This is a genomic window from Haloarchaeobius caseinilyticus (genome assembly GCF_051207395.1).
Taxonomy (GTDB): domain Archaea; phylum Halobacteriota; class Halobacteria; order Halobacteriales; family Natrialbaceae; genus Haloarchaeobius.
Genome location: NZ_JBPJZC010000001.1, coordinates 1,776,034 through 1,801,230 on the forward strand (window position 1 = coordinate 1,776,034; position 25,197 = coordinate 1,801,230).

The 25,197-nt window shown below is 65.0% G+C and carries 30 protein-coding genes; 12 read left to right on the forward strand and 18 right to left on the reverse strand.

The features are described 5' to 3' along the window. The first annotated feature begins 50 nt into the window (after window positions 1-50). Genes hemC through ACSC1P_RS09315 form a run of 3 tightly spaced genes read left to right on the forward strand, consistent with a single transcriptional unit; the run spans window position 51 to window position 2,679 of the window. Window positions 51-1,139 (forward strand): hydroxymethylbilane synthase, encoded by a 1,089-nt coding sequence (hemC, locus tag ACSC1P_RS09305; RefSeq protein WP_435359867.1) that lies wholly within the window; start codon window positions 51-53, stop codon window positions 1,137-1,139. Then, entirely contained in the window at window positions 1,136-1,933 is a 798-nt protein-coding gene (gene cobA / locus ACSC1P_RS09310) for a uroporphyrinogen-III C-methyltransferase (RefSeq protein ID WP_435359868.1), read from the forward strand. Before hemC ends, cobA begins: the two co-directional genes overlap by 4 nt. Further along, window positions 1,930-2,679 carry a uroporphyrinogen-III synthase gene (locus tag ACSC1P_RS09315; RefSeq protein ID WP_435359869.1) on the forward strand — a complete coding sequence of 250 codons (750 nt, stop codon included), beginning with the start codon at window positions 1,930-1,932 and terminating at the stop codon, window positions 2,677-2,679. Before cobA ends, ACSC1P_RS09315 begins: the two co-directional genes overlap by 4 nt. Window positions 2,680-2,913: 234 nt before the next feature. Here the strand turns inward: ACSC1P_RS09315 and ACSC1P_RS09320 are convergent, their stop codons facing one another. From ACSC1P_RS09320 to ACSC1P_RS09330, 3 genes are all read right to left on the reverse strand, one after another. Then, on the reverse strand, window positions 2,914-3,528 hold the full coding sequence (locus ACSC1P_RS09320; protein ID WP_435359870.1) for a VOC family protein: 615 nt from the start codon (window positions 3,526-3,528) through the stop codon (window positions 2,914-2,916). 90 nt (window positions 3,529-3,618) lie between these two features. Continuing rightward, window positions 3,619-4,347, reverse strand: coding sequence for a universal stress protein (locus ACSC1P_RS09325; protein ID WP_435359871.1), 729 nt, complete (start codon window positions 4,345-4,347; stop codon window positions 3,619-3,621). Further along, window positions 4,344-5,744: an APC family permease gene (locus tag ACSC1P_RS09330; RefSeq protein WP_435359872.1), complete on the reverse strand. Its 1,401-nt coding sequence runs from the start codon at window positions 5,742-5,744 to the stop codon at window positions 4,344-4,346. Before ACSC1P_RS09330 ends, ACSC1P_RS09325 begins: the two co-directional genes overlap by 4 nt. A gap of 153 nt (window positions 5,745-5,897) precedes the next feature. Here ACSC1P_RS09330 and recJ point away from each other — a divergent pair, with 153 nt between their 5' ends. After that, window positions 5,898-7,313 carry a RecJ family nuclease gene (recJ, locus tag ACSC1P_RS09335; protein ID WP_435359873.1) on the forward strand — a complete coding sequence of 472 codons (1,416 nt, stop codon included), beginning with the start codon at window positions 5,898-5,900 and terminating at the stop codon, window positions 7,311-7,313. A 30-nt stretch (window positions 7,314-7,343) separates the two neighbouring features. Here the strand turns inward: recJ and ACSC1P_RS09340 are convergent, their stop codons facing one another. Beyond that, entirely contained in the window at window positions 7,344-7,943 is a 600-nt protein-coding gene (locus ACSC1P_RS09340; protein WP_435359874.1) for a metal-dependent hydrolase, read from the reverse strand. Window positions 7,944-8,047: 104 nt separating this feature from the next. On the opposite strand from ACSC1P_RS09340, the gene ACSC1P_RS09345 reads away from it, so the two are divergent. Further along, entirely contained in the window at window positions 8,048-8,662 is a 615-nt protein-coding gene (locus tag ACSC1P_RS09345; RefSeq protein WP_435359875.1) for a DUF2238 domain-containing protein, read from the forward strand. A 2-nt stretch (window positions 8,663-8,664) separates the two neighbouring features. Further along, window positions 8,665-9,390 carry a TVP38/TMEM64 family protein gene (locus tag ACSC1P_RS09350; protein WP_435359876.1) on the forward strand — a complete coding sequence of 242 codons (726 nt, stop codon included), beginning with the start codon at window positions 8,665-8,667 and terminating at the stop codon, window positions 9,388-9,390. A gap of 5 nt (window positions 9,391-9,395) precedes the next feature. On the opposite strand, the gene ACSC1P_RS09355 is transcribed toward ACSC1P_RS09350, so the two are convergent. The 7 genes from ACSC1P_RS09355 to ACSC1P_RS09385 form a co-directional block, all read right to left on the reverse strand. Beyond that, window positions 9,396-10,253 carry a DUF2270 domain-containing protein gene (locus tag ACSC1P_RS09355; protein WP_435359877.1) on the reverse strand — a complete coding sequence of 286 codons (858 nt, stop codon included), beginning with the start codon at window positions 10,251-10,253 and terminating at the stop codon, window positions 9,396-9,398. Between the two features lie 4 nt (window positions 10,254-10,257). After that, window positions 10,258-10,659: a helix-turn-helix domain-containing protein gene (locus ACSC1P_RS09360; protein ID WP_435359878.1), complete on the reverse strand. Its 402-nt coding sequence runs from the start codon at window positions 10,657-10,659 to the stop codon at window positions 10,258-10,260. A gap of 119 nt (window positions 10,660-10,778) precedes the next feature. Then, a complete protein-coding gene (locus tag ACSC1P_RS09365; protein ID WP_435359879.1) occupies window positions 10,779-11,810 on the reverse strand; it encodes a sulfite exporter TauE/SafE family protein in 1,032 nt (343 codons plus the stop codon). Window positions 11,811-11,813: 3 nt separating this feature from the next. Further along, complete coding sequence (locus ACSC1P_RS09370) at window positions 11,814-11,963, reverse strand: DUF7512 family protein (protein ID WP_435359880.1); 150 nt, start codon at window positions 11,961-11,963, stop codon at window positions 11,814-11,816. A gap of 311 nt (window positions 11,964-12,274) precedes the next feature. Next, window positions 12,275-12,757, reverse strand: a complete 483-nt coding sequence (locus ACSC1P_RS09375; RefSeq protein WP_435359881.1) for a DUF6691 family protein — start codon at window positions 12,755-12,757, stop codon at window positions 12,275-12,277. Beyond that, on the reverse strand, window positions 12,754-13,227 hold the full coding sequence (locus ACSC1P_RS09380) for a YeeE/YedE family protein (protein ID WP_435359882.1): 474 nt from the start codon (window positions 13,225-13,227) through the stop codon (window positions 12,754-12,756). The genes ACSC1P_RS09375 and ACSC1P_RS09380 overlap by 4 nt, the downstream gene beginning before the upstream one ends. Beyond that, window positions 13,224-14,408, reverse strand: a complete 1,185-nt coding sequence (locus ACSC1P_RS09385; RefSeq protein WP_435359883.1) for an MBL fold metallo-hydrolase — start codon at window positions 14,406-14,408, stop codon at window positions 13,224-13,226. Before ACSC1P_RS09385 ends, ACSC1P_RS09380 begins: the two co-directional genes overlap by 4 nt. A gap of 193 nt (window positions 14,409-14,601) precedes the next feature. On the opposite strand from ACSC1P_RS09385, the gene ACSC1P_RS09390 reads away from it, so the two are divergent. Beyond that, window positions 14,602-14,847, forward strand: coding sequence for a sulfurtransferase TusA family protein (locus tag ACSC1P_RS09390; RefSeq protein ID WP_435359884.1), 246 nt, complete (start codon window positions 14,602-14,604; stop codon window positions 14,845-14,847). 4 nt (window positions 14,848-14,851) lie between these two features. Then, a complete protein-coding gene (locus ACSC1P_RS09395; protein ID WP_435359885.1) occupies window positions 14,852-15,448 on the forward strand; it encodes a DsrE/DsrF/DrsH-like family protein in 597 nt (198 codons plus the stop codon). 33 nt (window positions 15,449-15,481) lie between these two features. Here the strand turns inward: ACSC1P_RS09395 and ACSC1P_RS09400 are convergent, their stop codons facing one another. The 3 genes from ACSC1P_RS09400 to ACSC1P_RS09410 all read right to left on the reverse strand — a co-directional run bounded on the left by ACSC1P_RS09400 (window position 15,482) and on the right by ACSC1P_RS09410 (window position 18,943). After that, the gene (locus ACSC1P_RS09400; protein WP_435359886.1) at window positions 15,482-16,063 is read right to left on the reverse strand and encodes a metal-dependent hydrolase; all 582 of its coding nucleotides are present in this window, start codon (window positions 16,061-16,063) and stop codon (window positions 15,482-15,484) included. A 1,119-nt stretch (window positions 16,064-17,182) separates the two neighbouring features. Next, window positions 17,183-17,443 carry a hypothetical protein gene (locus ACSC1P_RS09405; RefSeq protein ID WP_435359887.1) on the reverse strand — a complete coding sequence of 87 codons (261 nt, stop codon included), beginning with the start codon at window positions 17,441-17,443 and terminating at the stop codon, window positions 17,183-17,185. 135 nt (window positions 17,444-17,578) lie between these two features. Continuing rightward, complete coding sequence (locus tag ACSC1P_RS09410; RefSeq protein ID WP_435359888.1) at window positions 17,579-18,943, reverse strand: vWA domain-containing protein; 1,365 nt, start codon at window positions 18,941-18,943, stop codon at window positions 17,579-17,581. 112 nt (window positions 18,944-19,055) lie between these two features. On the opposite strand from ACSC1P_RS09410, the gene ACSC1P_RS09415 reads away from it, so the two are divergent. Continuing rightward, window positions 19,056-19,376, forward strand: coding sequence for a DUF5783 family protein (locus ACSC1P_RS09415; protein WP_435359889.1), 321 nt, complete (start codon window positions 19,056-19,058; stop codon window positions 19,374-19,376). A 257-nt stretch (window positions 19,377-19,633) separates the two neighbouring features. On the opposite strand, the gene ACSC1P_RS09420 is transcribed toward ACSC1P_RS09415, so the two are convergent. Beyond that, window positions 19,634-19,828, reverse strand: a complete 195-nt coding sequence (locus tag ACSC1P_RS09420) for a glycine zipper domain-containing protein (RefSeq protein ID WP_435359890.1) — start codon at window positions 19,826-19,828, stop codon at window positions 19,634-19,636. A gap of 157 nt (window positions 19,829-19,985) precedes the next feature. Here ACSC1P_RS09420 and ACSC1P_RS09425 point away from each other — a divergent pair, with 157 nt between their 5' ends. The 3 genes from ACSC1P_RS09425 (at window position 19,986) to ACSC1P_RS09435 (ending at window position 22,996) form a co-directional block, all read left to right on the forward strand. Then, window positions 19,986-20,354, forward strand: coding sequence for a NifU family protein (locus tag ACSC1P_RS09425; protein ID WP_435359891.1), 369 nt, complete (start codon window positions 19,986-19,988; stop codon window positions 20,352-20,354). An 82-nt stretch (window positions 20,355-20,436) separates the two neighbouring features. After that, window positions 20,437-21,957, forward strand: coding sequence for a sulfatase (locus tag ACSC1P_RS09430; protein ID WP_435359892.1), 1,521 nt, complete (start codon window positions 20,437-20,439; stop codon window positions 21,955-21,957). Window position 21,958: 1 nt separating this feature from the next. After that, window positions 21,959-22,996 (forward strand): lysylphosphatidylglycerol synthase transmembrane domain-containing protein, encoded by a 1,038-nt coding sequence (locus ACSC1P_RS09435; RefSeq protein WP_435359893.1) that lies wholly within the window; start codon window positions 21,959-21,961, stop codon window positions 22,994-22,996. A gap of 22 nt (window positions 22,997-23,018) precedes the next feature. Here the strand turns inward: ACSC1P_RS09435 and ACSC1P_RS09440 are convergent, their stop codons facing one another. From ACSC1P_RS09440 to ACSC1P_RS09450, 3 genes are all read right to left on the reverse strand, one after another. Beyond that, on the reverse strand, window positions 23,019-23,963 hold the full coding sequence (locus tag ACSC1P_RS09440; protein ID WP_435359894.1) for a ketopantoate reductase family protein: 945 nt from the start codon (window positions 23,961-23,963) through the stop codon (window positions 23,019-23,021). A 38-nt stretch (window positions 23,964-24,001) separates the two neighbouring features. Continuing rightward, window positions 24,002-24,298, reverse strand: a complete 297-nt coding sequence (locus ACSC1P_RS09445) for a DUF7130 family rubredoxin-like protein (protein ID WP_435359895.1) — start codon at window positions 24,296-24,298, stop codon at window positions 24,002-24,004. 113 nt (window positions 24,299-24,411) lie between these two features. Then, the gene (locus ACSC1P_RS09450; RefSeq protein WP_435359896.1) at window positions 24,412-25,194 is read right to left on the reverse strand and encodes a DNA-directed RNA polymerase subunit epsilon; all 783 of its coding nucleotides are present in this window, start codon (window positions 25,192-25,194) and stop codon (window positions 24,412-24,414) included. Between the last annotated feature and the right edge of the window lie 3 nt (window positions 25,195-25,197).

The window sequence follows — 25,197 nt, forward strand, 5'->3', positions numbered from 1 at the left end:
TGGCGAGACAAACTGGAGGGCTTTTCACCCTCGGCCGCTGATTCCCGTCCATGCGAACACGCGGGACCATCAAACTCGCCACACGTGGCTCCGACCTGGCCATGCGACAGGCGACGACGGTCCGGGACGCCCTCGAAGACCAGCACTACGAGGTGGAGCTGGTCGAAGTCGAGACGGAGGGCGACCGGATACGCGACGAGTTGATACAGAACCTCGGGAAGACGGGCGCGTTCGTCCGTTCCCTCGACGAGAAAGTGCTCGACGGCGACGTCGACGCGGCCGTCCACTCGATGAAGGACATGCCGACCGAGATGCCCGACGACCTCGTCGTCGCGGGCATTCCCGAGCGCGGCCCGGCGAACGACGTGCTCATCACGCCCGATGGCTCCTCGCTCGACGACCTCGAACCGGAGAGCGTCGTCGGGACGTCGTCACTACGCCGACAGGCCCAGATTCGCCACCACCGCGACGACCTGGAAGTCGAACCCCTGCGCGGCAACGTCGACACCCGTATCGAGAAGTTGCTCGCGCCCGCGCTGCAAGCGGAACACGAAGCCCGCAGCGAGGCCGACAAAGAGCGCAAAGGCAACACCGGGAACGAGGACTTCGAGCCCGAATTCGACGAGACGGTCGACGACTGGTTCGACGGCCTCTCGGAACTCAAAAAGCAGGCGCTCGGCCGCGAAATCGAGACCGAGTACGACGCTATCGTCCTCGCAGAGGCGGGGATTCGCCGGTCCGGGCTGGACCACTACGTCTCCTTCGAACCGCTCGCCCCCGACGAGTTCGTCCCGGCCGCCGGGCAGGGCGCACTGGCGATTACGGCGACGGCCGGCGAAACCGCTGACGCCCTCAACACTGCCCTCGACTTCCCGCGGACCCGTGTCGAGACGACGGTCGAACGGACCGTCCTCGGGGCACTCAACGGCGGCTGTGTCGCCCCAATCGGCGTCCACGCGATAGTACAAGGTGAGTACGTCCGGACCGAGGTGCAGGTGTTCGACCCCGAGGGCGAGGATGTCGTCCAGGAACGCCGTGACCTCCCAATCGAGACCCACGCGCGTGCTGCACGCGAGTTCGCCGACAACCTCAGCGAGAAAGGCGCAGCGGAGTTCGTCGCTGCCGCCCGCGAGCAATGAGCGGCCCGACCGACGCGGAATCGAGTGACAGCGACGCCGAAGCGGCCGACAGCCCCGGAACGGTCTACCTCGTCGGTAGCGGCCCCGGTGACCCGGAACTGCTCACCGTCAAGGCGAAGCGACTGCTCGAATCGGCCGACGTAGTCCTGCACGACAAGCTTCCCGGCCCGGAGATCATCGGCCTAATTCCCGAAGAGAAGCGCGAAGACGTGGGGAAACGCGCCGGTGGCGAACGAACCAGTCAGGCCGACATCAACGCCAGACTGGTCGAACTCGCTCGGGAGGGCAAGACCGTCGTGCGGCTGAAAGGCGGCGACTCGTTCGTCTTCGGTCGCGGCGGCGAGGAGGCCCAACACCTCGCTGCGAACGGGATTCCGTTCGAGTACGTCCCCGGCATCACCTCGGCCATCGCCGGTCCCGGCGTGGCTGGCATCCCCGTCACGCACCGCGACCACGCCTCGTCTGTCTCGTTCGTCACGGGCCACGAAGACCCGACGAAGGACGAGTCCAGCGTGAACTGGGACGCACTGGCCGCGACGGGCGGCACCATCGTCGTCCTGATGGGCGTCGGCAAGTTGCCCGACTACACGCAGGCGCTGCGTGACGCCGGTATGGACCCGGAGACGCCAGTCGCGCTGGTCGAGCGCGCGACGTGGGAAGACATGCGTGTGGCGACGGGGACCCTCGACACCATCGTCGACGTTCGGGACGCAGCAGGCATCGAACCGCCCGCAATCACCGTCATCGGCGACGTCGCGGGCACCCGCGAGGAGGTGCTCCACTTCCTCCGATGACGACCCGTGACCTCTCCGTCGCCGTGTTTCGCCCGGACGACGAGCGGCTGGCGAACGCGGTCGAACTCGTCGAGTCGCTCGGTGCGACCCCCGTCGCCGACCCGATGTTGGAGGTCAAACCGTCGGGCCTCGGCCCACGCGAAGGGGCGAACTACACCATCCTGACGAGCAAGACCGGCGCGGAACTCGCTCGGGCAGCGGACTGGAACCCCGGCGAGACGACCGTCTGTGCCATCGGCCCAGCGACCGCCGCCGCATTGCGTGAGCAAGGCTACGACGTGGACATCGTCCCCGACGAGTACTCTTCGACGGGACTGGTCGCGACGCTCGCAGACGAGGTCGAGGACGCGACGGTCGAAATCGCCCGCAGTGACCACGGCAGCGACGTGTTGCTGGAGGGGCTGTGGGACGCGAACGCCTTCGTCCACCACACGGTGCTGTACGAACTCGTTCGGCCTGCCGGGGCTGGCGTGTCCGTCGACATGGCCGTCGATGGCGACCTCGACGCCGCCGCGTTCACCTCCTCGCTCACGGTGGAGAACTTCGTCTCACTCGCCGAGGAACGCGGGGTGCGGGCTGAAGCACTCGCTGGCTTGAACGAGGCTGTCGTCGGCGTCATCGGCGAGCCGACCCGCGAGACGGCTGAGTCACTCGGTATTCGCGTCGACGTGGTTCCAGAGAATGCAGATTTCGAGGAACTGGCGTGTGCGGTCGTCGAGGAAGCCGCGCCGACGTATCACGACTGAGCGGCCGACCCGATTTTCCTCCGAGTGGGTAGCTGAACTGACGAATTCGGTATCGAGAGCCGTCTGTGCGACTGTTGCCGTGGATTGCTACTCAGGAGTCGAAACACCAATATAAACTGTATCTCACGATATGAAATCCGTCTCGCACAGCGAGCCCGAACTGCGAGGGAAGCCACGAAAACGCGTCTCTCGTGCGGAATAGCGGTCGTCGAGAAGGGATTTGGCCGAATTCGTCTACTGCACGCCGCCGACGCCCGACGACGCGTCGGGCAGGTCGTTCGGCGTCGCGTCCAGGCCGAGTTCTTCGAGCGCGCCCGCGAGGTGTTCGTCCTTCGCGTAGTCCGCGCCGTCTTCCTCGCGGAGTCGCTGCGCCGTGGCGAGGACGTCTGCGCGTCGGTCGTCCGGGATGTCGTACTTGTCCGTGGAGAGTTCGATGACGAGGCCGTTGTTGTCCTTGGTGTAGATGGAGTGGAAGATGCCCCGGTCGAACACGTTGTAGTGGTGGCCCGCGTCGTCGAGTGCCGCCATGACTTCCTCGTACCGGTCGGGGTCGACGCTGAAACAGAGGTGGTGGACCGCACCGACGCCGCCGCGGACGCCCCGAGCAGACGGCCGGTCGTCGCTCACGAAGAAGGTGAGGATGCGCCCGTCGCCCGTGTCGAAGAACAGGTGGGTCTGCGAGGGGTCGTCGAGGTTCGGCTGGCGCAGGACGAGTCGCATGCCGAGCAGGTCGCGGTAGAACGCGAGTGTGTCTGCTTCGTTACTGCCCCAGATGGTGATGTGGTCGGTGCCGGTCGTTCGGAAGGCGCTGTCTGGATACTCCGCGGTGACTGGTGCTTCCTCGCTCATACCTCGGGATACGACCGCGACCGGTATAGTCGCTCGCTGACACCCGTGGCACCCGGTGACGGGCGTGTCCCCAGCCACGAGGAGTCTCCTTCACTCCTCGGTCTCTGATGGGTCCGGCGGTCGCCGGACGACGAGCACCGGTCCGACCGACAGTTCGGCGATCTGGTCGACGTCCTCGCCGAAGACGACCGACCGGAGGGAGGGAGCGCGTTCGCCCATCACGACGAGGTCGTGTTTCGTCGCCTCCGTGGCGGTCGCTCGAATCGGCGCGTCGGTGACCTCGACGGTCGTGTCGACGAGTTCGGGCGCGATACCGTGGTCGACGAACCGGTCGTGCGCTGCTTCGGCGAGTGCGGCACGGTCGGCGAGCGCGTCCTCGTCCGGTGCCGTCGCGTACACGGAGATGGTCACGTCGTGCCCTGCGAGGAGTATGGCTGCGTAGTCGACGACGCGGTCGACGTCGACAGCGGGATGGACCGGTACGAGAACGTCCTCGACTGCGGGCGTCGGGTTCGGGATGAGGTAGGCGTCACAGTCGGTCTCGTTGGCGACGCGCGTGATGGTCTTCTCCGCGTCGTGCGTGAAGACGATGCGCGTCTCGACGGTCGCACCGGCGTCCGCGAACAGGTCGACCACGTCGGCGAGTTTGTTCTGTGCTTGCTCCTCGAACTCCAGTTTGCCCTGTCCGGGTGGGGTCTGCTCCGGGAGGACGTGGTAGCCGAGGACGACTACCGAGAACGCCGCGAGGACCGTCGCCACGCCGGGCGAGACGCTCTCCCCTCGCAACACCTGCACCGGCACGAGTACACGTCGGGTCATACGGCACCTTTGAGTGAAACGTCGCGTGCGTAGTACAAGTACCACACTCCCGCCACCAGCATCACGACGACGCCGATAATCTGCGAGGCGGGCTTCATGAAGGCGATGAGTCCGAAGCTCGCCACCGCGCCCAGTGCCGGTATCACCGGCCCGCCGGGTACCTCGAAGTCCGGTTCGTACCACTCCGGCGGTGAGCGCCGGATGACGAGGAGTGCGACGCACATCAGCCCGTACATCACGAGGTGGAGGAACGAGGCGACCTCGGCGAGGATTTCCACCTGTCCGGTCGCGACGAGGACCAGCACCGGGCCGCCGGCCGAGATGAGGGCGACGTGTGGCGTCCCGTACTTCAGGTTCAGTCGGCGAAACCGCGCCGGAACCAGCGCGTCACGGCTGAGCGCGTAGATAGCACGAGACGACGAGAGGATGCTCGCGTTCGCCGACGACAGGGTCGCGAGCAGGCCCGCCAGCAGGATGGCGACCGCGCCGGGAACGCCGAAGAAGTCCCGGGCGACTTCGACCATCGCGGTCTCGCCGAAGGTCTCCAGTCGGGCACTCCCGAACGCGCTGGTCGCAACGAAGATGGTCACGACGTAGAACACACCCACGAGGACGACCGACCCGACCATCGCCAGCGGGAGGTTCGTCCCCGGTTTCTTCACCTCGCCCGCGACCGTCGCGACCTGTGCGAACCCGAGGTACGAGGTGAACACGAGCGCCGCGGTCGAGAACACGGGTGCGACGCCGAAGCGGAAGAATCGCTCAGGGGCCGACGCGCGTCCGAACACGCCGAGCGCGTCGAGTCCCCCGTAGGTCAGAAAGCCAGTGAGGATGACCAGTAACAGGCCGACGACGACGTTCTGGAGCTTCGTCGCGTTCTCGGTGCCCGTCAATGAGAGTCCGGTGAGTATCACAGCGAAGAGGAGGCCGAGCGGCACCACCGCACCCGAGACGGACACACCGACTTCGGTGAAGACGGCCGCCGCGTAATTGCCGAAGCCGACGAGGTAGAAGCCGGACGCAAACACGAGGCCGAGCCACACGGAGAGACCGACGACGGCTCCGAACAGCGTGCCGAGCCCACGGGAGATGAAGTAGTAGCCCCCGCCAGATTTCGGCATCGCGGTGGCCAGTTCCGCGGTCGGAACGGCTACCAACAGCGCGATGACTGCCCCGATGGCGAACGAGAGCGCGGCCGCGGGACCGGCTTCTCCGGCTGCGAGGCCAGGGAAGACGAAGATTCCGGCACCGATCATCGTCCCGACGCCGATGGCCATGGCCCCCCGGAGCCCGATAGTTCGCTCCAGTTCGACGCCCTCCTCGTGGACCGTCGCCTCTTCGGTGACCGTCCCGGCGTCGGTCTCCGGTTCGGGCCGGGCCGATGGGTCGACTGCCATGTCACGAAGTAAGACAGTTTTGCGGAAAAAGGACGCCCTGATTGCCGAACGGCGACGAACAGCGTCGCGTGCGGCCGATTACGCCCACACCGGTCCACCGGTCACGAGACGCAACCGATACTTTATCCCCGAGACCGCGCCAACCACCGACGAATGCCCCAGTCCGCTCCCGTCCCGGAACTCGCAGACCGCGCCACGGCGTGCGCCGACCGCCTGCGCGCGGCAGACGAGGTACTCCTGAACTCCCACATCGACGCCGACGGCCTGACCAGCGCGGCGGTCGCGGCGAGCGCGCTCGAACGGGCCGACATCCCGTTCGAGGTGAACTTCGAGAAGCAACTGAATGCCGAGGCGGTCGAGTCTATCGCGGCGACCGAGTACGAGACGGTGCTGTTCACCGACTTCGGGAGCGGGCAACTGGACGTCATCGCACCCCACGAGGACGCGGGCGACTTCACGCCAGTCATCGCAGACCACCACCAGCCAGCCGACGCAGAGACGGAGTACCACCTGAATCCGCTCTTGTTCGGCATCGACGGCGGCTCCGAGTTGTCTGGCGCGGGCGCGGCGTACGTCCTCGCCCGAGCGCTCGAAGGCGACGGCGACAACCGGGATTTGGCACGGCTCGCCGTAGTCGGCGCAGTCGGTGACATGCAGGACACCGATGGCGAACTCCATGGTGCGAACGCGCAACTCGTGGCCGACGGCGTGGACGCGGGCGTCCTCGAATCCGGAACCGACCTCGCGGTGTACGGCAAGCAGACGCGAGAACTCCCGAAACTGCTGGAGTACGCGAGTGACGTGTTCATCCCGGGTATCACGAACAACCACAACGGGGCGATTTCGTTCCTCAACGACCTGGACCTCGACTGCCGGGACGGTGACGACTGGAAGTGCTGGGTCGACCTCTCCGCCGACGAGCGCCAGACCGTCGTCAGCGCGTTGGTCCAGAAAGCGGTCAAAAGCGGCGTCCCCGCCGACCAGATAGACGGGCTTGTCGGGACGACGTACACGCTGACTGCGGAGCCGGAGGGCACCGAACTGCGAGACGCGAGCGAATTTTCGACGCTGTTGAACGCGACGGCCCGCTACGACCGCGCAGACGTAGGGCTCGCAGTGTGTCTGGGTGACCGCGACGACGCGCTGGAGCGGGCAAGAACCCTGCTTCGGAACCACCGCAAAAACCTCTCCGAGGGCCTGCAGTTCGTAAAGAACGAGGGGACGACCCACGAAGAGCACGTCCAGTGGTTCCACGCAGACGACCGCATCCGCGAGACCATCGTCGGCATCGTCGCCGGAATGGCCTTCGGCGCGAAGGGCATCGACCGTTCGAAACCCATCCTCGCGTTCGCGAACGAGAGCGAGGACGCGGTGAAAGTGAGTTCGCGGGGAACCGGCGCACTGGTCCGAAAGGGACTGGACCTCTCGGTCGTGATGCGCGAAGCCTCACAGGCCGTCGGCGGCGACGGCGGCGGGCACGTCATCGCGGCTGGGGCGACGATTCCGCGCGGGAAAGAGGACGACTTCGTGGCCGAGTGCGACCGAATCGTCGGCGAACAGCTCGGCTGAAGGACGACAGCGAACAGTCGTTAAAAATCGCTATTCGTAGAACCGGTCGGGCACCCGACCGCGGAGTTCCGGCGGCAGGGCGTGCGCGATGGTCGACCACAACGACGCCAGCCGTTTTCTCAGGACGACGTACGCCGCACTGGCCACGACCGTCACGAGCACCAGCGGCGGAATCGGTTCAGGCAACGTGAGCGCCGGAAGAGCCAGTCCGCCCGCGAGCGCGAGGTCCCGAGGCGATCCGTCGTAGGGGACGAGGCGGCGCGGTTGCAGCCATCGGTCGTGATAGTGGCTGTACACCGCTCTCTCGGAGCGGCCTTCCCACGGGCGGAGTTCGAGTCCGCCTCCGTAGTAGTCCATCACGGGGTGGAGCGCGAACCCGACGAGAAACGTCGCCAGTGCGAGCGTCCAGATTCCCGGGAACGCGAGGGCGACGGCGACCGCGAATCCGGCCGGTGCCCAGCCCAGAATCGGGAAGTGCAGCGTCTTTCGGTGTCCAGCGTAGATGTCGAGGTCGGGCAGGACGCTCCCGGCGACCCCTGCAGCGACCAACGGTGCCGGGTCGCCGCCACTCACCTGTACCACGAGCGTCGCCAGCACGAGGCCAGCGAGCGCGTGGGTCATCGCCATCATCGGTGGAGCAGGTACGCCACGGACCTATACAAATCTGTCCCGTGGTAGTTTCTGACACGTGACGGCCCACGAGCGTTTTGCACGGGGGGCGCGTACGCTCACGCATGGGACGGGCGAAACTGTGGACCCGGACGGTGCAAGTCGGCCTCGTCGCCGTGTTCGTGCTCGGGATGACGATACGGAACGTCAGCGTCGTCCTCAACGCACTCGGCGCGCTCGTCGTCACGCTACTGCCCGCGATACTCGAACGTGACTTCAGTATCGAACTCGACCCGCGCTTTACCGTCTACCTCGGCATCGCCGTCTTCCTCCACGCCATCGGCATGTTCGGCTTCTACGACTCGGTCTGGTGGTGGGACCACATGACCCACACGCTGTCGGCGACGGTCATCGCGGTCATCGGCTACACGACTGTGATGGCCATCGACGCCCACAGCGACGACCTCTACTTCCCCCCGAAGTTCGTCACGGTGTTCGTCCTCGCGTTCACCCTCGCCATGGGCGTGTTCTGGGAGGTACTGGAGTTCGCCGCGCGCGAACTCGCCATCGCGTTCGACCTCGACCCGGTACTGGTGCTGTACGGCCTCTCCGATACGATGTGGGACCTCGTGTTCGACCTCGCCGGGGCGGTCGTCGTCGCCCTGTTCGGGACGGGCGTCATCGAGAACCAGAGCGAAGCAGTCGCGGCGTGGCTGGATAGGCGGCGGGGGACACGCTGAAAGTGGCTGCCGACGAACCACCTGACGTGACCGCGCTTCGATTCCTGTCGGACGACGTGGACCGGCGGCAAGTGGCGGTGGGACTGCTACTCGCGGCCCTCCTCCTGGCCGGTGGCTCGGTCGTGACTGGCCGTTACCTGTGGTTCTTGCGCGACCCCGACGAGATTCAGCGCTTCGTCGCGGGGTTCGGCGTCCTCGGGCCAGTCGTGTTCGTCGCGCTACAGGCCGCACAGGTGATCGTCGCACCGATTCCCGGACAGGTCCTCGCGTTCGCCGCGGGCTACCTGTTCGGGGCTGGCTGGGGCTTCGTCTACAGTATGACCGGCGCGATGGTGGGCACGTCGCTCGCGCTCTGGCTGTCGCGGCGCTACGGGCGGCCGGTCGCCGAGCGACTCGTCGCCGCCCCGGCGCTCGAACGCTTCGACGCGTTCGTCGGACAGTACGGATTGGTGGGGATATTCGTCGTGTTCTTGCTCCCCGGGTTTCCAGACGACGTGGTCTGTTTCGCCGCGGGTGTGAGCGAACTCGACCTGCGCCGGGTGCTGGCCGTCTCGATGCTCGGACGAGCGCCAGGGTATCTGGTGTTGGCCCTCTCCGGCGCAGGACTCGCGGAGAACCGTCTGGTCGAGGGCGTGGGACTGCTGCTGGCCGCCTGTACCGTCGGCCTCGTGCTGTTCTGGCGGCGTGACGTGCTGTTGCAGTGGCTCAGCCGACGAAAAACGAGGTAGGGAAATCAGTCGTCCCAGACCTGCAAGTCCTCTTCGCGCAGTTCGCCTTTCGCCTGCCACTGCCGTGGGCGAAGCGCGACGACCACGAGTGCGAGGTACGCGAGGGTGACGAGCGCAGTGACGACGAGGCCAGAGAGTCGGCCGACAGCCGCGGTCTGGGGCCACGCGCTCCCGGTCGGGACGACGAGGATACGCGCGAGCCACGCCGCGCCGAGTACCGTAAACAGGGGCAAGTACACCCGACGAAGTCGGTGTGCCATCGCCTCCTCGAAGGAGATTTTGATGACGGGCCGACGATAGTCCTCACTGAGTCGGCGACGCCAGTTCCCGTCGGTGACCTCGCTGGACGGGTCGAGTCCGGGCGCGAAGACGTTCTCCTGCAGGACACGCACCCGCGAGCGCCAGATGTCGTAACCGCGGTACCGACGCGACTCCATCACGAGGAACGTCGCCAGCATGACCCCCGCGATGAGGATGAGGTAGTGCGGGTGGTCGGGGCTGGAGAACGCGAACGTGAGGATGGCCGCGAGCGTGGTCACGGCCCAGTTCGTGGTCCGGTCCAGTCGCTCGCGCCAGAACTTCATCCGGTGAATCTCGCCACGGTAGAGGTGCGCGAGCGACGAACTCGGCCCCATCTCCGCTTCGAGCAGGCCCTTTCCGACGTCTCTGGCCTGCTCGCTCGCCGGGTCGAAGGCAGGGCCGAACGTGTTCCGGCCAGTACTGGTGTCGGTCACAGCCGACTCGGCTTTCGACTCCGACTCAGCTTTCGACTCCGTCTCGGCGTCGGACTCCGTCACGTCGGCCGCAGGCTCGGTCGGATTCGGCGCGTCGGCTCTGGAATCGACTCCGTCGTCCGCGGTCATGTGATTACTGTTCGGCAGACTGCGCTGGGGCGGTCTCGTCGTACTTCGTCCGAAACTCGCTGATGAGCGTGCCCATCTTGGCGTACCAGTCGTTCAGCATGCGCTGCATGTCGTCGGCGATCTGGTCGGGTGCGACCGGCCGGTAGACGTGGTAGTAGCCGCCCTGGTCGTAGTTGACCTGTTCTTGCTGGACGAAACCGGTCTGCTGGAGCCGCTTTATCGCTCGGTAGGCGGTCGAGCGCTCGCGGTCGACGCGCTCTGCGATTTCGTCGACGGTGAGGGGTTCGGGGCTCTCGACGATGGTTCCGAACACCTGCTTGTCCAGTTCTTTCAGTCCGTGGATACACTCCAGTAGGCCCTCGCACTCCATGTCCTGCTGTAAGTACTCCTGCATCGAGTTGGCCATCGTATACTCGTCCTATGTGTTTCGGAGGTAAAAGCCTTGTTCGATTCGTGCAACACCGTGCACTGCCGGTTAGTCGGTGCTACTGTCCCAAAACGACCTCACCCGGCCGGGAGAAGCACTCAATCGGCGGCCGCCCGGCCTGCGTCGGCAGCGCTTCGGAGTTCCTTCACGCTGCTGTAGACGACCGCACCGCTGACCAGCAACGCCGCACCGAGGATGATCGCGAGGCTGAGCGCGTCCGCGACGGGAATCTCGTAGACATTTCCAACTTTGCGGACGGCGACGGCGATAGCGCCGAGCAGGAGCATCACACCGAAGTACACCTTGATTTCGCCTTCGTCGACGAGACTCGTCGAAGCCGCTCCCAGTCGGGCACCGAGGGCGCTCCCGGCGAGCAGCGGAACGACGATACTCAGGTCGACTGCGCCCGATTGTGCGTAGAGGAAGCTCCCGATGCCGCCCGAGAAGACGATTTCGAACAGGTCGGTCCCCACTGCGACGGGCACCGGGACGCCGATGAGGTAGAACAGCGCGGGCATCCGGATGAAGCCGCCACCGACGCCGAGGAAGCCCGAGAGCAGGCCCGTGGCGAAGGCGACGAGCAGAATCATCCAGAGGGAGACGCTGACACCCGACCGAAGCGAAATCATCGGCGGGATTCGGTACGACTGAATCTTCTTGGCGATGTCAGGGATATCGTCGGCCGACACCTCGGTCTCCTCATCAACATCGTGACTGAGACCGCCGTCGCCGCCTTTCAGAGCTGTCCACGTGACGAACGCGCCGATACCACCGAGCAAGAGGACGTAGGCGACGCTGACGACGCTGTCTGCGTAGCCGTGGTGCTGGAGCCACTCCAGTCCGAGTTTCCCGACCTCGATACCAGCGGTCGTGCCCGCGATCATCAAGACACCGAGCTTGTAGTCGACCTGCCCGAGGTCGCGGTGTTTGAGCGTCGCGATGACCGAAGTTCCGAAGACGAATGCGAGCCCGGACCCGACCGCTACGTCCGTCGGATAGCCCATCACGAGCAGCGCAGGCGTCACGAGGAACGAGCCACCCATCCCGAAGAAACCGAATAGGATGCCGATGAGGACGCCGAAACCGGCGAACGTGGCGAGCAGCACCGCACTGACGCCGAGAACCTCCATCGCTCAGGCACCCCGGAGCGCGGCCGTGACGGTCGGCCCGAGGACTCGCTCCAGCAGGCCGTACCCCGCGTAGAGGACCGCAGCTTCGGCGAGGACGACCGCGATGAGCGCGGCCGCCTGCGCATTTCCGCCGAGTGTTTCAATGCCGAACATCGTGTGTCACCTCGAACACCAGTATTGTGTGTTTCATGGATTTCTGTACAACACACTGTATCCTGGGTACGGTAATAACGGTTTTGGGAATATTGCACAATATTATATCCTCGTATCCTACACATGGTTATGGATACGTTATGGGTAGCTACCAAACATCGACGTAGCATTCTGGAGTCACGAAAATCGGTGTCTTCAGCGCGCGAAGCGCGCGCCAACTATTCAGATACTGTCAGCACTGGGAAGTGTGACGGCTCGACGAAGAGAGTGCCCTGCAACTGAACCCGAACGACGCGAGAAAAGCGGAATCGTCAGTCCGCAGACGAGGGCGTCGTGTCAGCGTCGCCGCTCGACCGCCAGTAGCCCTGTGCGTACGCGCCGAGGAACATCCCGAGAATCCCGTACAGGATGGTGACGTTCCCGACGCCGAGGCTGGCGTAGGCGGCCCCGGGACAGATACCGGAGATGCCCCAGCCCATCCCGAAGAGGGTTCCACCGACGAGGACGTTGCTGTCGTAGTCCTTGAGCCGTCGTTTGTACTCGTCGCCGGTGAGCGGCGCGCGCCGACCGGAGCGGCTCATCGTCCAGAAGGCGACGCCGGCGACGACGCCAGCACCACCCATGACGAACAGCAGGCCGAAGTCCTCCAGCAGGAGGAAGTCTAGGACGACCTCCGGCTGAGCCATCTCGCTGACGGCGAGTCCGACGCCGAAGACGAGGCCGCCGAGCAGGACGAGGCTGTAGAACGCGAGGCCGCGTTCTTGGGCTGCGTTCTCGCCAGTCGCACTGCTCATGCGCCCATCACCATCGCGAGCACATTGGCGGTCCCGATAGCGATTACGACGAAGGTTGCGACGTTGACCAGCGACGTCTCAGAGAGCGAGCCGACGCCACAGACGCCGTGGCCGGACGTACAGCCCTTGCCGACGCGGGTTCCGACGCCGACGAGGACGCCGCCAACGAGCAGTCGCCACGGTTCGACGTTCGTGTGGTTGGTGACCCAGTCGCCACCGCTGGCGATGGTGTAGCCGAACGCCCCGAGCACGATACCGAGGGTGAACACGACGCGCCAGTCGCGCGAACTGGTGAACCGGAACTGCTGGAAACGAGACAGGCTGGACGCGTACGACCACGTCGATTCGAGGAACGTACTCGCCCCGGCGATGATACCCGTACCGAGGTAGATGATGGCCGTCCCCAGCCCGATGAGGAGGCCCCCCAGCAGATAGTGGCTGACACCGTTCGGGAACAGCGTCTCTATCATCGCTCGGTGAGGTCCTCCTGACTCGCGGCGCAGTTGTTCGGGCCGAGTTCCAGTTCGAACGCTTCCTCGTCGTCGGTTGCACGCGTGCCGAGGTTCGTCGCGATGATGTCCTCGTAGTTCGATGGGCGCTCCGGCATGTCCGAGAGGACGAACTTGACGAACGATTCGCGGTCCATCGAGAGCGCGCTCATGCGCTCGAAGAGGTCACCGAGCGTGTCGGTGTAGGTGCCGTCGTCGGACCGTTTCGCGCTGTCGCTGACGTGGCCGGGCGCGACGACCGTCGATTCGGGGAGGTCGCGTAGGTCTTGCAGCGAGTCGTAGAGGGTGCGGGCCGCGTCGGGAGCGCCGTCTTCGCCCTCCTCCAGGTCGGGCCGGGCGACACTCTCGACGAACAGGAAGTCCCCGGTGAAGAGGACCGCATCGTCGAGGAGATAGCTCGTCATGCCCGTGGTGTGCCCGGGCGTGTGCTTGACGGTCACGGTCGCGGCACCGACTGCCAGTTCGTCGCCGTCTTCGAGCACACGGTCCGGTTCGAAGTCGGTGCCGCGGTCGAGTGCGGCCTTCGGGTAGGCCGATTTCGCGCCGGTCTCGGCGGCGACCGCGCGGGCACCGCTGACGTGGTCGGCGTGGATGTGCGTGTCCATCGCGTAGGTGAGTTCCGCCCCGTGGGCGGCGGCGTCGGCGGCGTAGCGCTCGCTGAACTCGCGGAGCGGGTCGACCACGACGGCCTCGCCCTCGGAGACGAGGAGATACGAGAGACAGCCACTCGACGGGCGCTCGTACTGGAGAACCGTCGCGTCGGTGTCCGCCGCGATTTCCTCGGCTCGGAAGACGCGCGCCCACTCGTTCATCCCGCCGGCGAGCGTGACCGCGTCGTAGCCCGCTTCGATGAGCTGCCCGGCGACGAACTCGCTGGACGACTCCTTCGCGCAGATGACGACGAGCGGGTCACCCGTCGGAACCTGTTCGAGCAGGTCGTCGCTGACCCCGTCGAGGAACTCGAAGTACGGGACGTTCGTATCAGTGACGTTCTCGCCCGAGATGTGCCACTTCTCGTACTCGCTCGTGGCGCGTACGTCGAGGATGGTCACCTCGTCGCCGCCGTCGACCTGTTCGTACAGTCGGTCCGGGTCGATGCTGTCGACCGACGCCTCGGCGTCGGGGAAAGTGGGTTCGCTCATACTCGGTCACAGCTACCGGCCGGCCGCACTTAAGGGTTTGCATAGAATATTGTAGACTGTGCAATACTGTTGTTGAACTACCAGCCGTATTTCGGCCCTGCACGCGATTTAGAACATTAATAGAGGGGAAGGACACGGGATGCCAGCGACAGACTTTTATTGTATAGCCCAATATTGTGGAGTACACGCAACCATGACCGTAGACATCGACGCGACCGAGACGCTCGACGTGAAAGGCGAGAACTGCCCCATGCCCGTCGTCAAGACGAAACAGGCCATCGACGGCCTCGACGTCGGCGACGTGCTCGAAGTGCTGGCGACCGACTCGGGCAGCATGAGCGACCTGCAGGGCTGGGCCGACACGACCGACGGCGTCGAACTCCTCGACCAGGTCGAGGGCGACGGCGTCTACACGCACTACGTCCGCAAGACGGAGTGAAACCATGAGCACCGACACACCCGACACCGGCGACACGGACACCGCACCCGCGAGCGACGAACTCGACGCGGCCGCGCTCCGTGACCGGATCGACGAACTGGAGAACGAACTGGCCGACCTCAAGACCGAGGTCGGCGACGGCCAGCAGAAGATGGTCATCATCGCAACGAAAGGAACGCTCGACATGGCGTACCCACCCCTCATCTTGGCGAGTACCGCGGCCGCATTCGGCTGGGACGTCACCGTCTTCCACACGTTCTGGGGACTCGACATCCTCCACGAGGAGCGCTCGAAGAGCCTCAAACTGAGTTCGGTCGGGAACCCCAACATGCCCGTCCCGAACGCCATCGCCGCGCTCCCCGGCATGGACCGGGCGACGACGAAGATGATGGAAAAGCGTATCGCCGACAACGACACGGCGACCATCGAGGAACTCATCGACACCAGCCTCGACATGGGCGTCGAGTTCCAGGCGTGTCAGATGACCATCGACCTAATGGGCTACGACGAGGCCGACTTCTACGACGGCGTCACGACTGGCGTCGGCGCGGCCAGCGCCCTGAGCGAGATGGGCGACGCCGACGTGCAGCTACTGGTCTAGGCGCGAAAATCGGAACGCCGACACCGACCGACGTTACCGTCTGTGTTTTGTCGAAGAGATAGTGTGATACATCGCGAGCCGCCGGTCTGGCCCCACATCGAAGTAGGCCAGGCCGAGGTTGAGCAGGGCCGCGAAGGCGAACAGCCCCGAGTTGATCCACGGCGCGTTGTACCAGACGACGTCGACCGACCACGGTTTCTCGAAGAACGGCCAGAACGGCTGGACCGGCTTGGCGATGTCCGGAGCCGAGAGCATATCGGCGAACAGGTGGCTCAAGCCGCCGACCAGTAGGCCGGCGACGACGAACCCGACGAGGGTCAGCCGGGTGAATCGTCGGCGCGACCCCCGCAGCCAGACGCGGGTCAGGACGCGCTGCAGGCCAATCGCGAGGAGTGGCCCGACGACGAGCGCCACCGCGACGACGAATACCACCGTGTGTGTCACGCCGTGATGGGTGACCGGGAGGACCTGCCGTAACACCAGGTCGGTGTCGGGCAACATCGCCGTCAGGAGTGCGAACCCGACGAATGCGGCGCTCACTCTTCGTTCCCAGACGAACCAGGCTGGTGCGGCCCACAGCATCGCCATTCCGAGGTGTCCGAGTACGTCGACCATAGTCACTACTCCACAGGCGGGTTACAAAGGGGGAAAGCCTACGCACTGTAGACTTCGACGGCCGACAGGCCATCTCCCGAATGAACCAATAATTCGCGACGCCGAGCCACTGCTCCCGGACACGAGCGCCAGCGCCACCGAGGTGGTGAGTCGTCGTGTGTGACTCGATTCGAAAACGGCCGTTTCAGACACGGAGCAGGCTGTTTCGGGGGGAGTCACGTCGCCACCGGTTATCAGCTGAATTCGGATTTCGTATCGCGGTATGGAGTTTACAGTCGGATGACTCCGAGAATCACCGATACGTGACTGACGCCACGAACAGACCGTATTTCGGAGCATCAGCCTCCGAGCCGCCGAAACTACTCGTCGAGACTGCAGAGGCCGGTGGACGGTGGTGAACGTCGAGTCTCGACGACTAGCGAGCTATCGACTCGGAGAGCCAGGGCTGAAGATGGAACAACCGGGCAAGCATCGAGGAATGCGCGAAGTGTCGACCCTCGCCGACGGGATGCAGGCTGACGGTACCTCCCTGGCCCGTAGTGGAGCAGTCGCTGCGACTCACTCAGTTCGGCAGCGTCAATCCGTCGTCCCGTCACCAGCATATCTTCTCCCAAGAACACGCGCTTTCGGGTATTGCTGGGTTAGCGCGGGACAATTGAGGTCTCGAACAGTCTACCGACCGTTCTGACCGACATAGCCACCGGTCTCGTGGTGGCTGTCACCGGCGACGCCGCGATCACCAGCGCACGAGTTCCCCTCTCTCGCGCATGGTCGATAGTCACGCAATCCGGGCGAGTCAGACGTCTCGTGCCGATTGTGTGTTCGACAACTGCGCTGCAGAACGAGTCGGCCTCGTCGACGAGGACTCCGACAGCGGACCCGGGCACACTCTCGACGCAGACTCGATGCTGGCGGACCTCGCCCAGAAAGAACGGTCTCGAGAGTGGGGTCGGGTGCTCACGGAACGGCTCGAGCCGGCATCGCCACAGAACAGTTCGGCTGAACAGCGACCTACAGCACTCTACGGACGATTCTGGCAGTACTCGTGAGTTCTATCGAAAACGACGCCAGCAGCAGCATAAATCGTACTCCACTATACAAAATCTGTTCGGGCGTGGATCAGTCAGTTGCAGGTACGAGTCGAGACGTCGTTCCGTGAGTCGCCAGCGCGTGCAAGACGTCGAGTTCCTGCTGAAGCGAGTCGTCTCCCACGGCAGCCATCTCCGACTCGAAGTGGGTGGCGAACGTCTCGAAGCGGTCGCGGTACGCGGCCGACACCGTGAGCGGGTCGGACTGTCGCTCCCACTCGCCGAGGTTGTCGGCTGCGACGGCGATGCCGTCTTCGGGCGGGTCGCCAGCGTGCTCGCGCTCGGCGACCATCCAGTTCTTGAGCAGGTCGGCGTATCGGGTGAGGAGGACGGCTTTGTGGACGCCGGAGTTCGCGAACTGCTCGGGACCGTCCTCGGGGAACTCGATAGTGGTCTCGGTGCCAGCACCGCCGCCGGTTCTGTCCTCTCAATCAGCCCGGAGGCTGAGGGTCCCACCCGCTCCGGTCGGTGTGACTTTCACGAGGACGACGCCGCCTTTCGTCTTCCCGCTAGAGGTCGGCGAGGCGAACAGCGTGTTCACGTTCATGAGTTGACCGGTCGCTTCCTCGGCCACGCTGGAGCCATACACGCGCTCGATGTCGTAGCCGTCGGCGTCGAGTTCGAGCGAGAGGTCGAAGACCAGCGGCGTGACCATGTAGTCGAACCCATCTGTGACGCGCTGTTCGAACTCCTCGGCAGAGTGGACCGAGTAGTAGTTCGCGCCGCGGACGCTGGTTATCTGGTCGACCATGTCGGTATTGAAGTCGACGCCGACGCCGACGAACGTCGAGTGGACGTTTGCCTTCGCCTCGTCGGACAGACGGCCTTCGAGACCGTCGTCGCTGGTGTCGCCGAGGTTCGGCATCGCGTCGGTGAGGACGACCATGCGGTTCTCGGAGGTCGACTGGTCGGACTCGCGGTAGGGTGCGAGCAGTTCGGAGGCGGCGTCGAGACCGGCCGAGAGGTTGGTGCCGCCGGTCGCCTCGATGTCCTCGCGGATGTGCCCGCGGATGGCGTCCATGTCGGTCGTCTCGACCGGGTTCATGGGTTTGGCGACAGCCGCGTCACTGCTGTAGAGGACGACGCCGAAGCGGTCGCCCGGCCGGAGTTGTTCCGTGAGCGTGGCGAGTGCGTCCTTCGCGATTTCCATCTTCGAGCGGTCGTCGTCAGCGTCGACCTCCTGTTTGTTGCCGTACTGGTCGTAGTAGTACTGGTCGAACGGTGACCCCATCGACCCGGAGATGTCGAGGACGACGACGAGGTTCAGCCGCTTGCGGTCGAACTCGCTCGCGTCAAGGCCCGAGTTCAGCCCGACCGAGAGGTAGTACTCGGTCTCGCCGGAGAGCGGGTCGGCCGTGACCGCGGGCGAGTACGACGGGCAGAAGAGGGAGTCGCAGGCGGTGCCGGACCCGGTGTCGAAGTAGTAGTCGTAGAACAGCCCCTCGTAGGGCAGGTCCGATGGGATGGGCAGGTAACCCTCCTCGACGTTCCGGCGGAAGTTGTTCACGTCCTTCGCGCCGCCGGCAGCGAGGCCGACGCTCCCGCCCGCACTGGCACTCGTCGCGGCCTGTGTGTAGTTCGCGCCGCCCTTTCCACCAGCCCTCGTGCCTCGTTCGGTGGGGTCGTACTGCCAGTCGTCGACGAGTTGACCGGGCGGGGCTGTGGTCGGTTGATCGTCGGGACCGCTGTTCGACGGGGTCGTCCCGGGGAGGACGGCACTACACCCGGCGAGCGATGCTGTCGCGGTGGCGGCGGTGAGTGAGAGGAAGGCTCTGCGGTTTCGCGGGGCCATACGAGAAGAGACGGGAAGCAGGAGGATAACGTGCAGGCTAGCTGAAACGTGGGTTTCACCGTGGGCTCGACGAAACGCCGCAGTTTTGTTCGGCCTCCACCCATCCCCGTGTATGACCGACCTCGACCCCGAGACGTTCGAGGAGGAGAAGTACGTAGAATACTTCCCCAAACTCCAGCAGGCGTACAAGAACGCGTTCACGACGCTGAACGACACGTACGACTCGCAGTTGATTCACGCCATCGACCAGCAAGTGCTCAACGAGTCCGAACCGCACTACGAGGGCGACGGCGAGTTCGACATCGAACTGCCGGAAAACCCGTACGAACGACTGACGGCGGTCGTCGTCGACGAGGAGAAGTTCGACGCGGTCCTCGCGGAATACCTGGACGAGATAGAAGCAGAGCTGCAGCGCGTCTTTTCGCTGACCTGAGACGGCCAGCAGCTGTTCTCGACTGCGAATCGACCGATCCGATACTCGAAGTCCTCGGTAGCGGTCCTCAGAGGTCGTGCCCGGTCGCGTCCTCGACGACCTCTTCCGCGCCCTCGGCGACGGCACCTTCGACGCCGCCCTCGCGGAATCCTTCGAACATCTCCTTGATGAGTTCAATGACGTTCATGTCGGTGGGTAGTCGTCCGGAGCCACTATAACTGTTCGGGAGTCGTGAACGTCTCTCACGCCGTGGGTGGTCACTCCGACTGGGCCGCCAGTCCGGCACCGATAGCGACGCCGATACCCATCCCGACACCGATACCGAGTGCCATGTCGTCGAACGCGACACCGAGTGCGGTTCCCAGTGCAACTCCGAGTGCGATTCCGACGCCCATCATCTTTCCCTGCTCGTCGTCGATTCCCTCGTCGCCGGACGCTTCGTCGTCGGTCATCGGTCGCAGATGCTCACGGAACTACAATAATCATCCCCATCCGTCGGTCCCCGTTCCGCCCGTTCTCGGATTGCTCCGACGGCCCCGCCGTTACGCCCGTCTGCCCAGTCGTACGTGGTGCGCAAGCTTTAGGGACGGGCGAACCCAATCCCCGCGTATGAGTACCGAGACCGCAGAGGGCGACGACCTGGAAGAACGCGTGACCAACTTCCTCCGTCGCAACTTCCCCCAGATTCAGATGCACGGCGGTAGCGCGGCCATCCAGAACCTCGACCGCGAGTCCGGAGAGGTCACCATCCTGCTCGGTGGTGCCTGTTCCGGCTGTGGTATCTCGCCGATGACCATTCAGGCCATCAAGTCCCGCATGGTCAAGGAGATTCCCGAGATCACGGCGGTCCACGCCGAGACCGGCATGGGTGGCGAAGGCGGCCAAGCCGGCGGCAGCGGCGGCATGTCCCCGTCGTTCCCCGGAGAGACCGTCGACGACGGCGGCGAGGACGACGAAGGACCGCAGGCACCGTTCTAACGGCCGTCTGACGTACGTCTGACGTTTTTCGACGCCTCGCAGAAAGCAACAACTCTTAGTCGCTCTTGCTCGGAGGGCCTATATGGACCGCAGCGACACGACCGGGCAGAACGTCCTCTTCGTCGTGATGGACACCGTCCGGAAGGACCACCTCTCCGTCTACGGGTACGACCGCCCGACGACCCCCGGATTGGAGGCATTTGCCGACGAGGCAGCCGTCTACGAGCAGGCCGTCTCGCCAGCGCCGTGGACCCTCCCGGTACACGCGTCGCTGTTCACTGGCCTCTATCCGAGTCAGCACGGGGCCAGTCAGGAGAACCCGTATCTCGAAGGGGCGACGACGCTCGCCCAGACGCTCTCTGCGACACACGAAACCGCCTGTTACTCCTCGAACGCCTGGATTACGCCGTACACGCACCTGACCGACGGCTTCGACGACCAAGACAACTTCTTCGAAGTCATGCCCGGCGACTTCCTCTCCGGGCCGATGGCGAAGGCGTGGAAGACGATGAACGACAACGAGCGCCTCCGTAAAATCGCGGATTGGCTCGTCTCGGTCGGCAACATGGCCCACGAGTACCTCGCCTCCGGCGAGGGTGCGGACTCGAAGACGCCGCAGGTCATCGACCAGACGAAGTCGTTCATCGACGACGCCGACGGCAACTGGTTCCAGTTCATCAACCTGATGGACGCCCACCTGCCGTACCACCCGCCGGAAGAGTACCGCGAAGAGTTCGCACCCGGCGTGGACCCACAGGAGGTCTGCCAGAACTCGAAGGAGTTCAACTGCGGCGCACGCGACATCAGCGAATCCGAGTTCGAGGACATTCAGGGACTCTACGACGCCGAGATTCGCCACATCGACGCCGAACTCACGCGCCTGTTCGACTGGCTCAAGGCCGAAGGCCACTGGGAAGACACGCTCGTCGTCGTCTGTGCCGACCACGGCGAACTGTTCGGCGAGCACGACCTGTACGGGCACGAGTTCTGTGTCTACGACCCGCTCGTGAACGTCCCGTGTATGGTCAAACACCCGGACCTGGAACCGGGGCGCTACGACGACCAGTTCGAACTGCAGGACCTCTACCACACGGTGCTCGACCACGCGGGCGTTTCCGAGGGCGACGAGACCGCGGTCGACCTCGATACGAGTCGCTCCCTGCTGTCGGACGACCACCGCGAGGGTGTGACGCCGCCACGGACTAACGACGTGGACGAGGACTTCGGCGACTACGCGTTCGTCGAGTACTACCGGCCCGTCGTCGAACTCAAGCAACTCGAACAGAAAGCGAGCGCGGCGAACGTCACGCTCGACCAGGACTCGCGCTTTTACTCCCGCATGCGCGCCGCCCGGCGACTCGACGGGAAGTACATCCGCAACGAGCGCATCACCGACGAGTTCTACCGCATCGACGAGGACCCCGGCGAGACCGACGACCGCATCGGCGACGACGACCCAGTCGAGGCCGAGGTCGAGGAGACGCTCTCTGCGTTCGAAGAACTCGTCGGCGGCGAGTGGAAAGCGGTCGACGACGACGACGTCCTCGGCGACATGAGCGACGACGCAAAGGACCGACTGCAAGACCTCGGGTACATCGAGTAGCGTGACTGGAAGGTCAGGGGGCTCGCTGGCGGAGCTATTCGGTCGACAGACCCTCATCAAGATGGGGGTCGGCTTCGTCATCGCGGTCGTCCTCGTCTACCTGCTCGGCACGGTCGTCGGCTGGGAACAGACCATCGCAGAACTCCAGCGTGCCGACCCCGTCTGGATCGCACTCGGCTGTCTCTCGACCCTGCTCTGTCTCATGATGTGGGGTCGTGCGTGGTACATCGTCCTCCGCGTCGGCGGTGTCCACGTCCCGTACCGCAAACTCGCCGTGACGTATCTGGCGGCGACGTTCGCCAACTACGTGACGCCCCTGGGGCAGGCAGGTGGTGAGCCGTTCATCGCCTACGTCCTCGCCCGAGACACCGAGGCGGACTACGAACAGAGCCTCGCCAGCGTCGTGACTGCCGACCTGTTGAACCTGCTCCCGTTCTTCAACTTCGCGGCGGTCGGCGTCGCCTACATCTTCGTCCAGTCGTCGGCAGGGAGTTCGGACACGGTCGACAACATCGTCATCGGACTTGGTGCACTCGCGGTCGGGGTCCCGGCCATCGTCTGGGCCGGCTGGCGACACCGGACGTGGGTCGAAGACGGCGTCGTCCGCATCGTTCGCCCGATAGCCCGACTGACCGACCGCGTTAGTCAAGACGGTATCCGTGCGCGAATCGAGCGCTTCTACGCGTCCATCGAGCGCATCGCAGCCGAACCGCGCGAACTCGCTCGGGCACTCGGCTACTCCTACCTCGGCTGGTTCTTCTTCACCGTCCCGATGTACACGGCGGCCCGGGCGACCGGTGCGGAGGTCAAACCGCTCCTCGTCCTGTTCATCGTGCCGGCGTCGACCATCGCCGGCCTCGTGCCGACGCCTGGCGGACTGGGCGCGGTTGAAGGCGCGCTCACGCTGTTGCTCATCGAAATCGCACAGCTCACAGAGTCCAGCGCGTTCGCCGTCGCGACGCTCTACCGCGTCGAGAGTTTCCTGTTCGCGCTGCTCATCGGCGGCGTCGCGGCGTTCTGGGTCACGGCACGAGCCTGACCTGACTCAGAAAATTCTCTTCTTACTCGGCTCGCTCGGCCCGCAGCTCTCTGGCTTCTTCCCACGACCGGAGCAGTCGCGTCGTCGTCTTACAGACCGGGACGGCCACGTCCGCGTCGCGAATCTCGGCCGCTCGGTCGACGACGTAGCCCGTGATGGCATCGACCTCGGTCCGCTTTTCAGCGTGGATGTCTTGGCGCATCGAAGACGTGTTCGCGGCGGTGGCTTCGGCGACCGACTCGACGGCGGCGACGGCGTCGCGATTCGAGAGCGCCACGTCGTGTCCGCGGGCGACTCTGGCGGTTTCGCGGGCCGCATCGGTCGCCAGTCCGTGCGCCGTCCCCGAGAGTAGGTCGCCGTTATCCACGTCGGCGAGCGCCGTGACGGTGTTGATGCCCGCGTTCACCGCCAGTTTCTCCCAGAGGCGGCGCGGCATGTCGGCGGCGAGTTCCGTCACGATGCCACCATCGCGAAACATCGTTTCGAGGGCGTCGTCGAAGGGACCGTCGCCACCCTCGTGTGGGCCGAAGACGAGTTCGCCGACACCGGTGCACTCGACGAGGCCGGGTTCACGGAGAATCGCCCCGTAGGTAATCGACCCGGCGTACACTGGACAGTCGAGGAATTGGGCGAGCGTCGCCTCGTTGCCCATTCCGTTCTGCAGCGAACAGACCGCCTCGAACGTGCCCGACGCGAGGTCACGCGCCGCCGACTCGGTGTCGAACGCCTTGACCGTCACCAGCGCGAGGTCCGCGTCGAGGTCGGTACCCTCGGTCGTCGCGGCTACCTCGACCGTGAACTCGTCGTCAGGGGTGACGACGCGCAGGCCAGACTCGCGGACCGCCGCGACGTGCGGGTCGCGCCCGACCAAGGTCACGTCGTGACGGTGGTGGTGCAACAGCCCGCCGACGAGACTGCCGAGACTCCCCGCTCCGTAGACGACGATTCGAGCCGACGAAGGGCGCATACCGCCCCCTGCGCAGGGTGGCGACAAAAACGAAACGACTAGTCTTCGGTCCAGTAGTAGATGTCTTCCTTGCTGGCGTTGCAGTCCGGGCAGTTGTCCGGGATGTCGCCGTCGAGCCGACCCATCTCGCCGCAGTTCCAGCAGCGCCACATCAACTCGCCTTCCCCGAACTCGTGTCCAGCGCGGATGTGTTCGATGCTCATCCCCTGCATCCCGTCGTCGGCCGTGACGTAGAAGCCGTGCTCGTCGAACCCGCGGACGGTGCCGACCTTCGTGCCGTCTTCGGTGTAGATGTCGGTGCCGAACCGGAGCCGGGTCTGCTCGCTCTCGCTCATGCTGTGGTAGACGCTCGCAACGACCTTAAAACACCGCGTCGATACGACTGTTCCCGACGCAATCCGGTGATTTTCGAAAAACTCCCCGCTCCACAGACTATTTCGACGCCGAGTTACAGCCCGGGTTCGCCGTCGCCGTTCCCGGTCGGCCAGTGCGACCCGTTCTCGCGCGTCTCGACACGCTCCGGCTCGCGAACCGCCGGGAGGTTCGGGTCGCGGAACGGGTCGCGGCCGAGCACCGCGCCTTCGACGTCCATATCGGTCAACTGCGCTTTGAGGACGCGCGTCAACCGATTCACGTTCGTCTTCGTCAGGTCGTTCACGGCCAGCAGTTTCTGGAACGTTTCGTCGTCCTTGAGCGAACTGAACTGCTCGAACAGTTCTTCCAGTTCTGACTCGGAGAGACTCGCCACCCACTCGGTGTCGTCCAGCCCCAGTCGCTCGCGTCGCTCCCGGTCGACGACGTAGCGCAGGACGACCAGCGAGACGGTTTCGAGCGCGCGCTGGCTCCCGAACTTCGTGAAGTCCACTTCGTTGACGATTCCCAGCACACAGTCGCGCTCCCAGCGCGTCACGTCCAAGGTCGAACACAGCGCGTGGGCGATGCGGAGCTTGTCCAGCTGGTGCATCCGGGCGCTGTGGCCAGCCATCGCCGGGTGCTGTTCGTCGTGCAGGCGGCGCAGGCTGTCGCGCAGGTCGGAACTCGGGTCGGTGGCCCGACCGATCATCGTCGCACTCGGCGTGATGACGTCCCATCGGCGCGTCACCTCGTCCTTGACGGCGTCCACGCGCGACAGCGACCCGTCGCCGGGTTCGGCGTTGAGCCACCGTGAGTGGGGGTCCGACTCGTCGTCGCCTCCCCATGCCACGGCCGCGGTGTCACCATCGTAACTCATTGG

Bases quoted from the DNA above. Each gene is read 5' to 3' on its own strand.
- hemC (WP_435359867.1), top strand. From the start codon at position 51: ATGCGAACACGCGGGACCATCAAACTCGCCACACGTGGCTCCGACCTG.
- cobA (WP_435359868.1), top strand. From the start codon at position 1,136: ATGAGCGGCCCGACCGACGCGGAATCGAGTGACAGCGACGCCGAAGCG.
- ACSC1P_RS09315 (WP_435359869.1), top strand. From the start codon at position 1,930: ATGACGACCCGTGACCTCTCCGTCGCCGTGTTTCGCCCGGACGACGAG.
- ACSC1P_RS09320 (WP_435359870.1), bottom strand. From the start codon at position 3,528: ATGAGCGAGGAAGCACCAGTCACCGCGGAGTATCCAGACAGCGCCTTC.
- ACSC1P_RS09325 (WP_435359871.1), bottom strand. From the start codon at position 4,347: ATGACCCGACGTGTACTCGTGCCGGTGCAGGTGTTGCGAGGGGAGAGC.
- ACSC1P_RS09330 (WP_435359872.1), bottom strand. From the start codon at position 5,744: ATGGCAGTCGACCCATCGGCCCGGCCCGAACCGGAGACCGACGCCGGG.
- recJ (WP_435359873.1), top strand. From the start codon at position 5,898: ATGCCCCAGTCCGCTCCCGTCCCGGAACTCGCAGACCGCGCCACGGCG.
- ACSC1P_RS09340 (WP_435359874.1), bottom strand. From the start codon at position 7,943: ATGATGGCGATGACCCACGCGCTCGCTGGCCTCGTGCTGGCGACGCTC.
- ACSC1P_RS09345 (WP_435359875.1), top strand. From the start codon at position 8,048: ATGGGACGGGCGAAACTGTGGACCCGGACGGTGCAAGTCGGCCTCGTC.
- ACSC1P_RS09355 (WP_435359877.1), bottom strand. From the start codon at position 10,253: ATGACCGCGGACGACGGAGTCGATTCCAGAGCCGACGCGCCGAATCCG.
- ACSC1P_RS09360 (WP_435359878.1), bottom strand. From the start codon at position 10,659: ATGGCCAACTCGATGCAGGAGTACTTACAGCAGGACATGGAGTGCGAG.
- ACSC1P_RS09365 (WP_435359879.1), bottom strand. From the start codon at position 11,810: ATGGAGGTTCTCGGCGTCAGTGCGGTGCTGCTCGCCACGTTCGCCGGT.
- ACSC1P_RS09370 (WP_435359880.1), bottom strand. From the start codon at position 11,963: ATGTTCGGCATTGAAACACTCGGCGGAAATGCGCAGGCGGCCGCGCTC.
- ACSC1P_RS09375 (WP_435359881.1), bottom strand. From the start codon at position 12,757: ATGAGCAGTGCGACTGGCGAGAACGCAGCCCAAGAACGCGGCCTCGCG.
- ACSC1P_RS09380 (WP_435359882.1), bottom strand. From the start codon at position 13,227: ATGATAGAGACGCTGTTCCCGAACGGTGTCAGCCACTATCTGCTGGGG.
- ACSC1P_RS09385 (WP_435359883.1), bottom strand. From the start codon at position 14,408: ATGAGCGAACCCACTTTCCCCGACGCCGAGGCGTCGGTCGACAGCATC.
- ACSC1P_RS09390 (WP_435359884.1), top strand. From the start codon at position 14,602: ATGACCGTAGACATCGACGCGACCGAGACGCTCGACGTGAAAGGCGAG.
- ACSC1P_RS09395 (WP_435359885.1), top strand. From the start codon at position 14,852: ATGAGCACCGACACACCCGACACCGGCGACACGGACACCGCACCCGCG.
- ACSC1P_RS09400 (WP_435359886.1), bottom strand. From the start codon at position 16,063: ATGGTCGACGTACTCGGACACCTCGGAATGGCGATGCTGTGGGCCGCA.
- ACSC1P_RS09405 (WP_435359887.1), bottom strand. From the start codon at position 17,443: ATGGTCGCCGAGCGCGAGCACGCTGGCGACCCGCCCGAAGACGGCATC.
- ACSC1P_RS09410 (WP_435359888.1), bottom strand. From the start codon at position 18,943: ATGGCCCCGCGAAACCGCAGAGCCTTCCTCTCACTCACCGCCGCCACC.
- ACSC1P_RS09415 (WP_435359889.1), top strand. From the start codon at position 19,056: ATGACCGACCTCGACCCCGAGACGTTCGAGGAGGAGAAGTACGTAGAA.
- ACSC1P_RS09420 (WP_435359890.1), bottom strand. From the start codon at position 19,828: ATGACCGACGACGAAGCGTCCGGCGACGAGGGAATCGACGACGAGCAG.
- ACSC1P_RS09425 (WP_435359891.1), top strand. From the start codon at position 19,986: ATGAGTACCGAGACCGCAGAGGGCGACGACCTGGAAGAACGCGTGACC.
- ACSC1P_RS09430 (WP_435359892.1), top strand. From the start codon at position 20,437: ATGGACCGCAGCGACACGACCGGGCAGAACGTCCTCTTCGTCGTGATG.
- ACSC1P_RS09440 (WP_435359894.1), bottom strand. From the start codon at position 23,963: ATGCGCCCTTCGTCGGCTCGAATCGTCGTCTACGGAGCGGGGAGTCTC.
- ACSC1P_RS09445 (WP_435359895.1), bottom strand. From the start codon at position 24,298: ATGAGCGAGAGCGAGCAGACCCGGCTCCGGTTCGGCACCGACATCTAC.
- ACSC1P_RS09450 (WP_435359896.1), bottom strand. From the start codon at position 25,194: ATGAGTTACGATGGTGACACCGCGGCCGTGGCATGGGGAGGCGACGAC.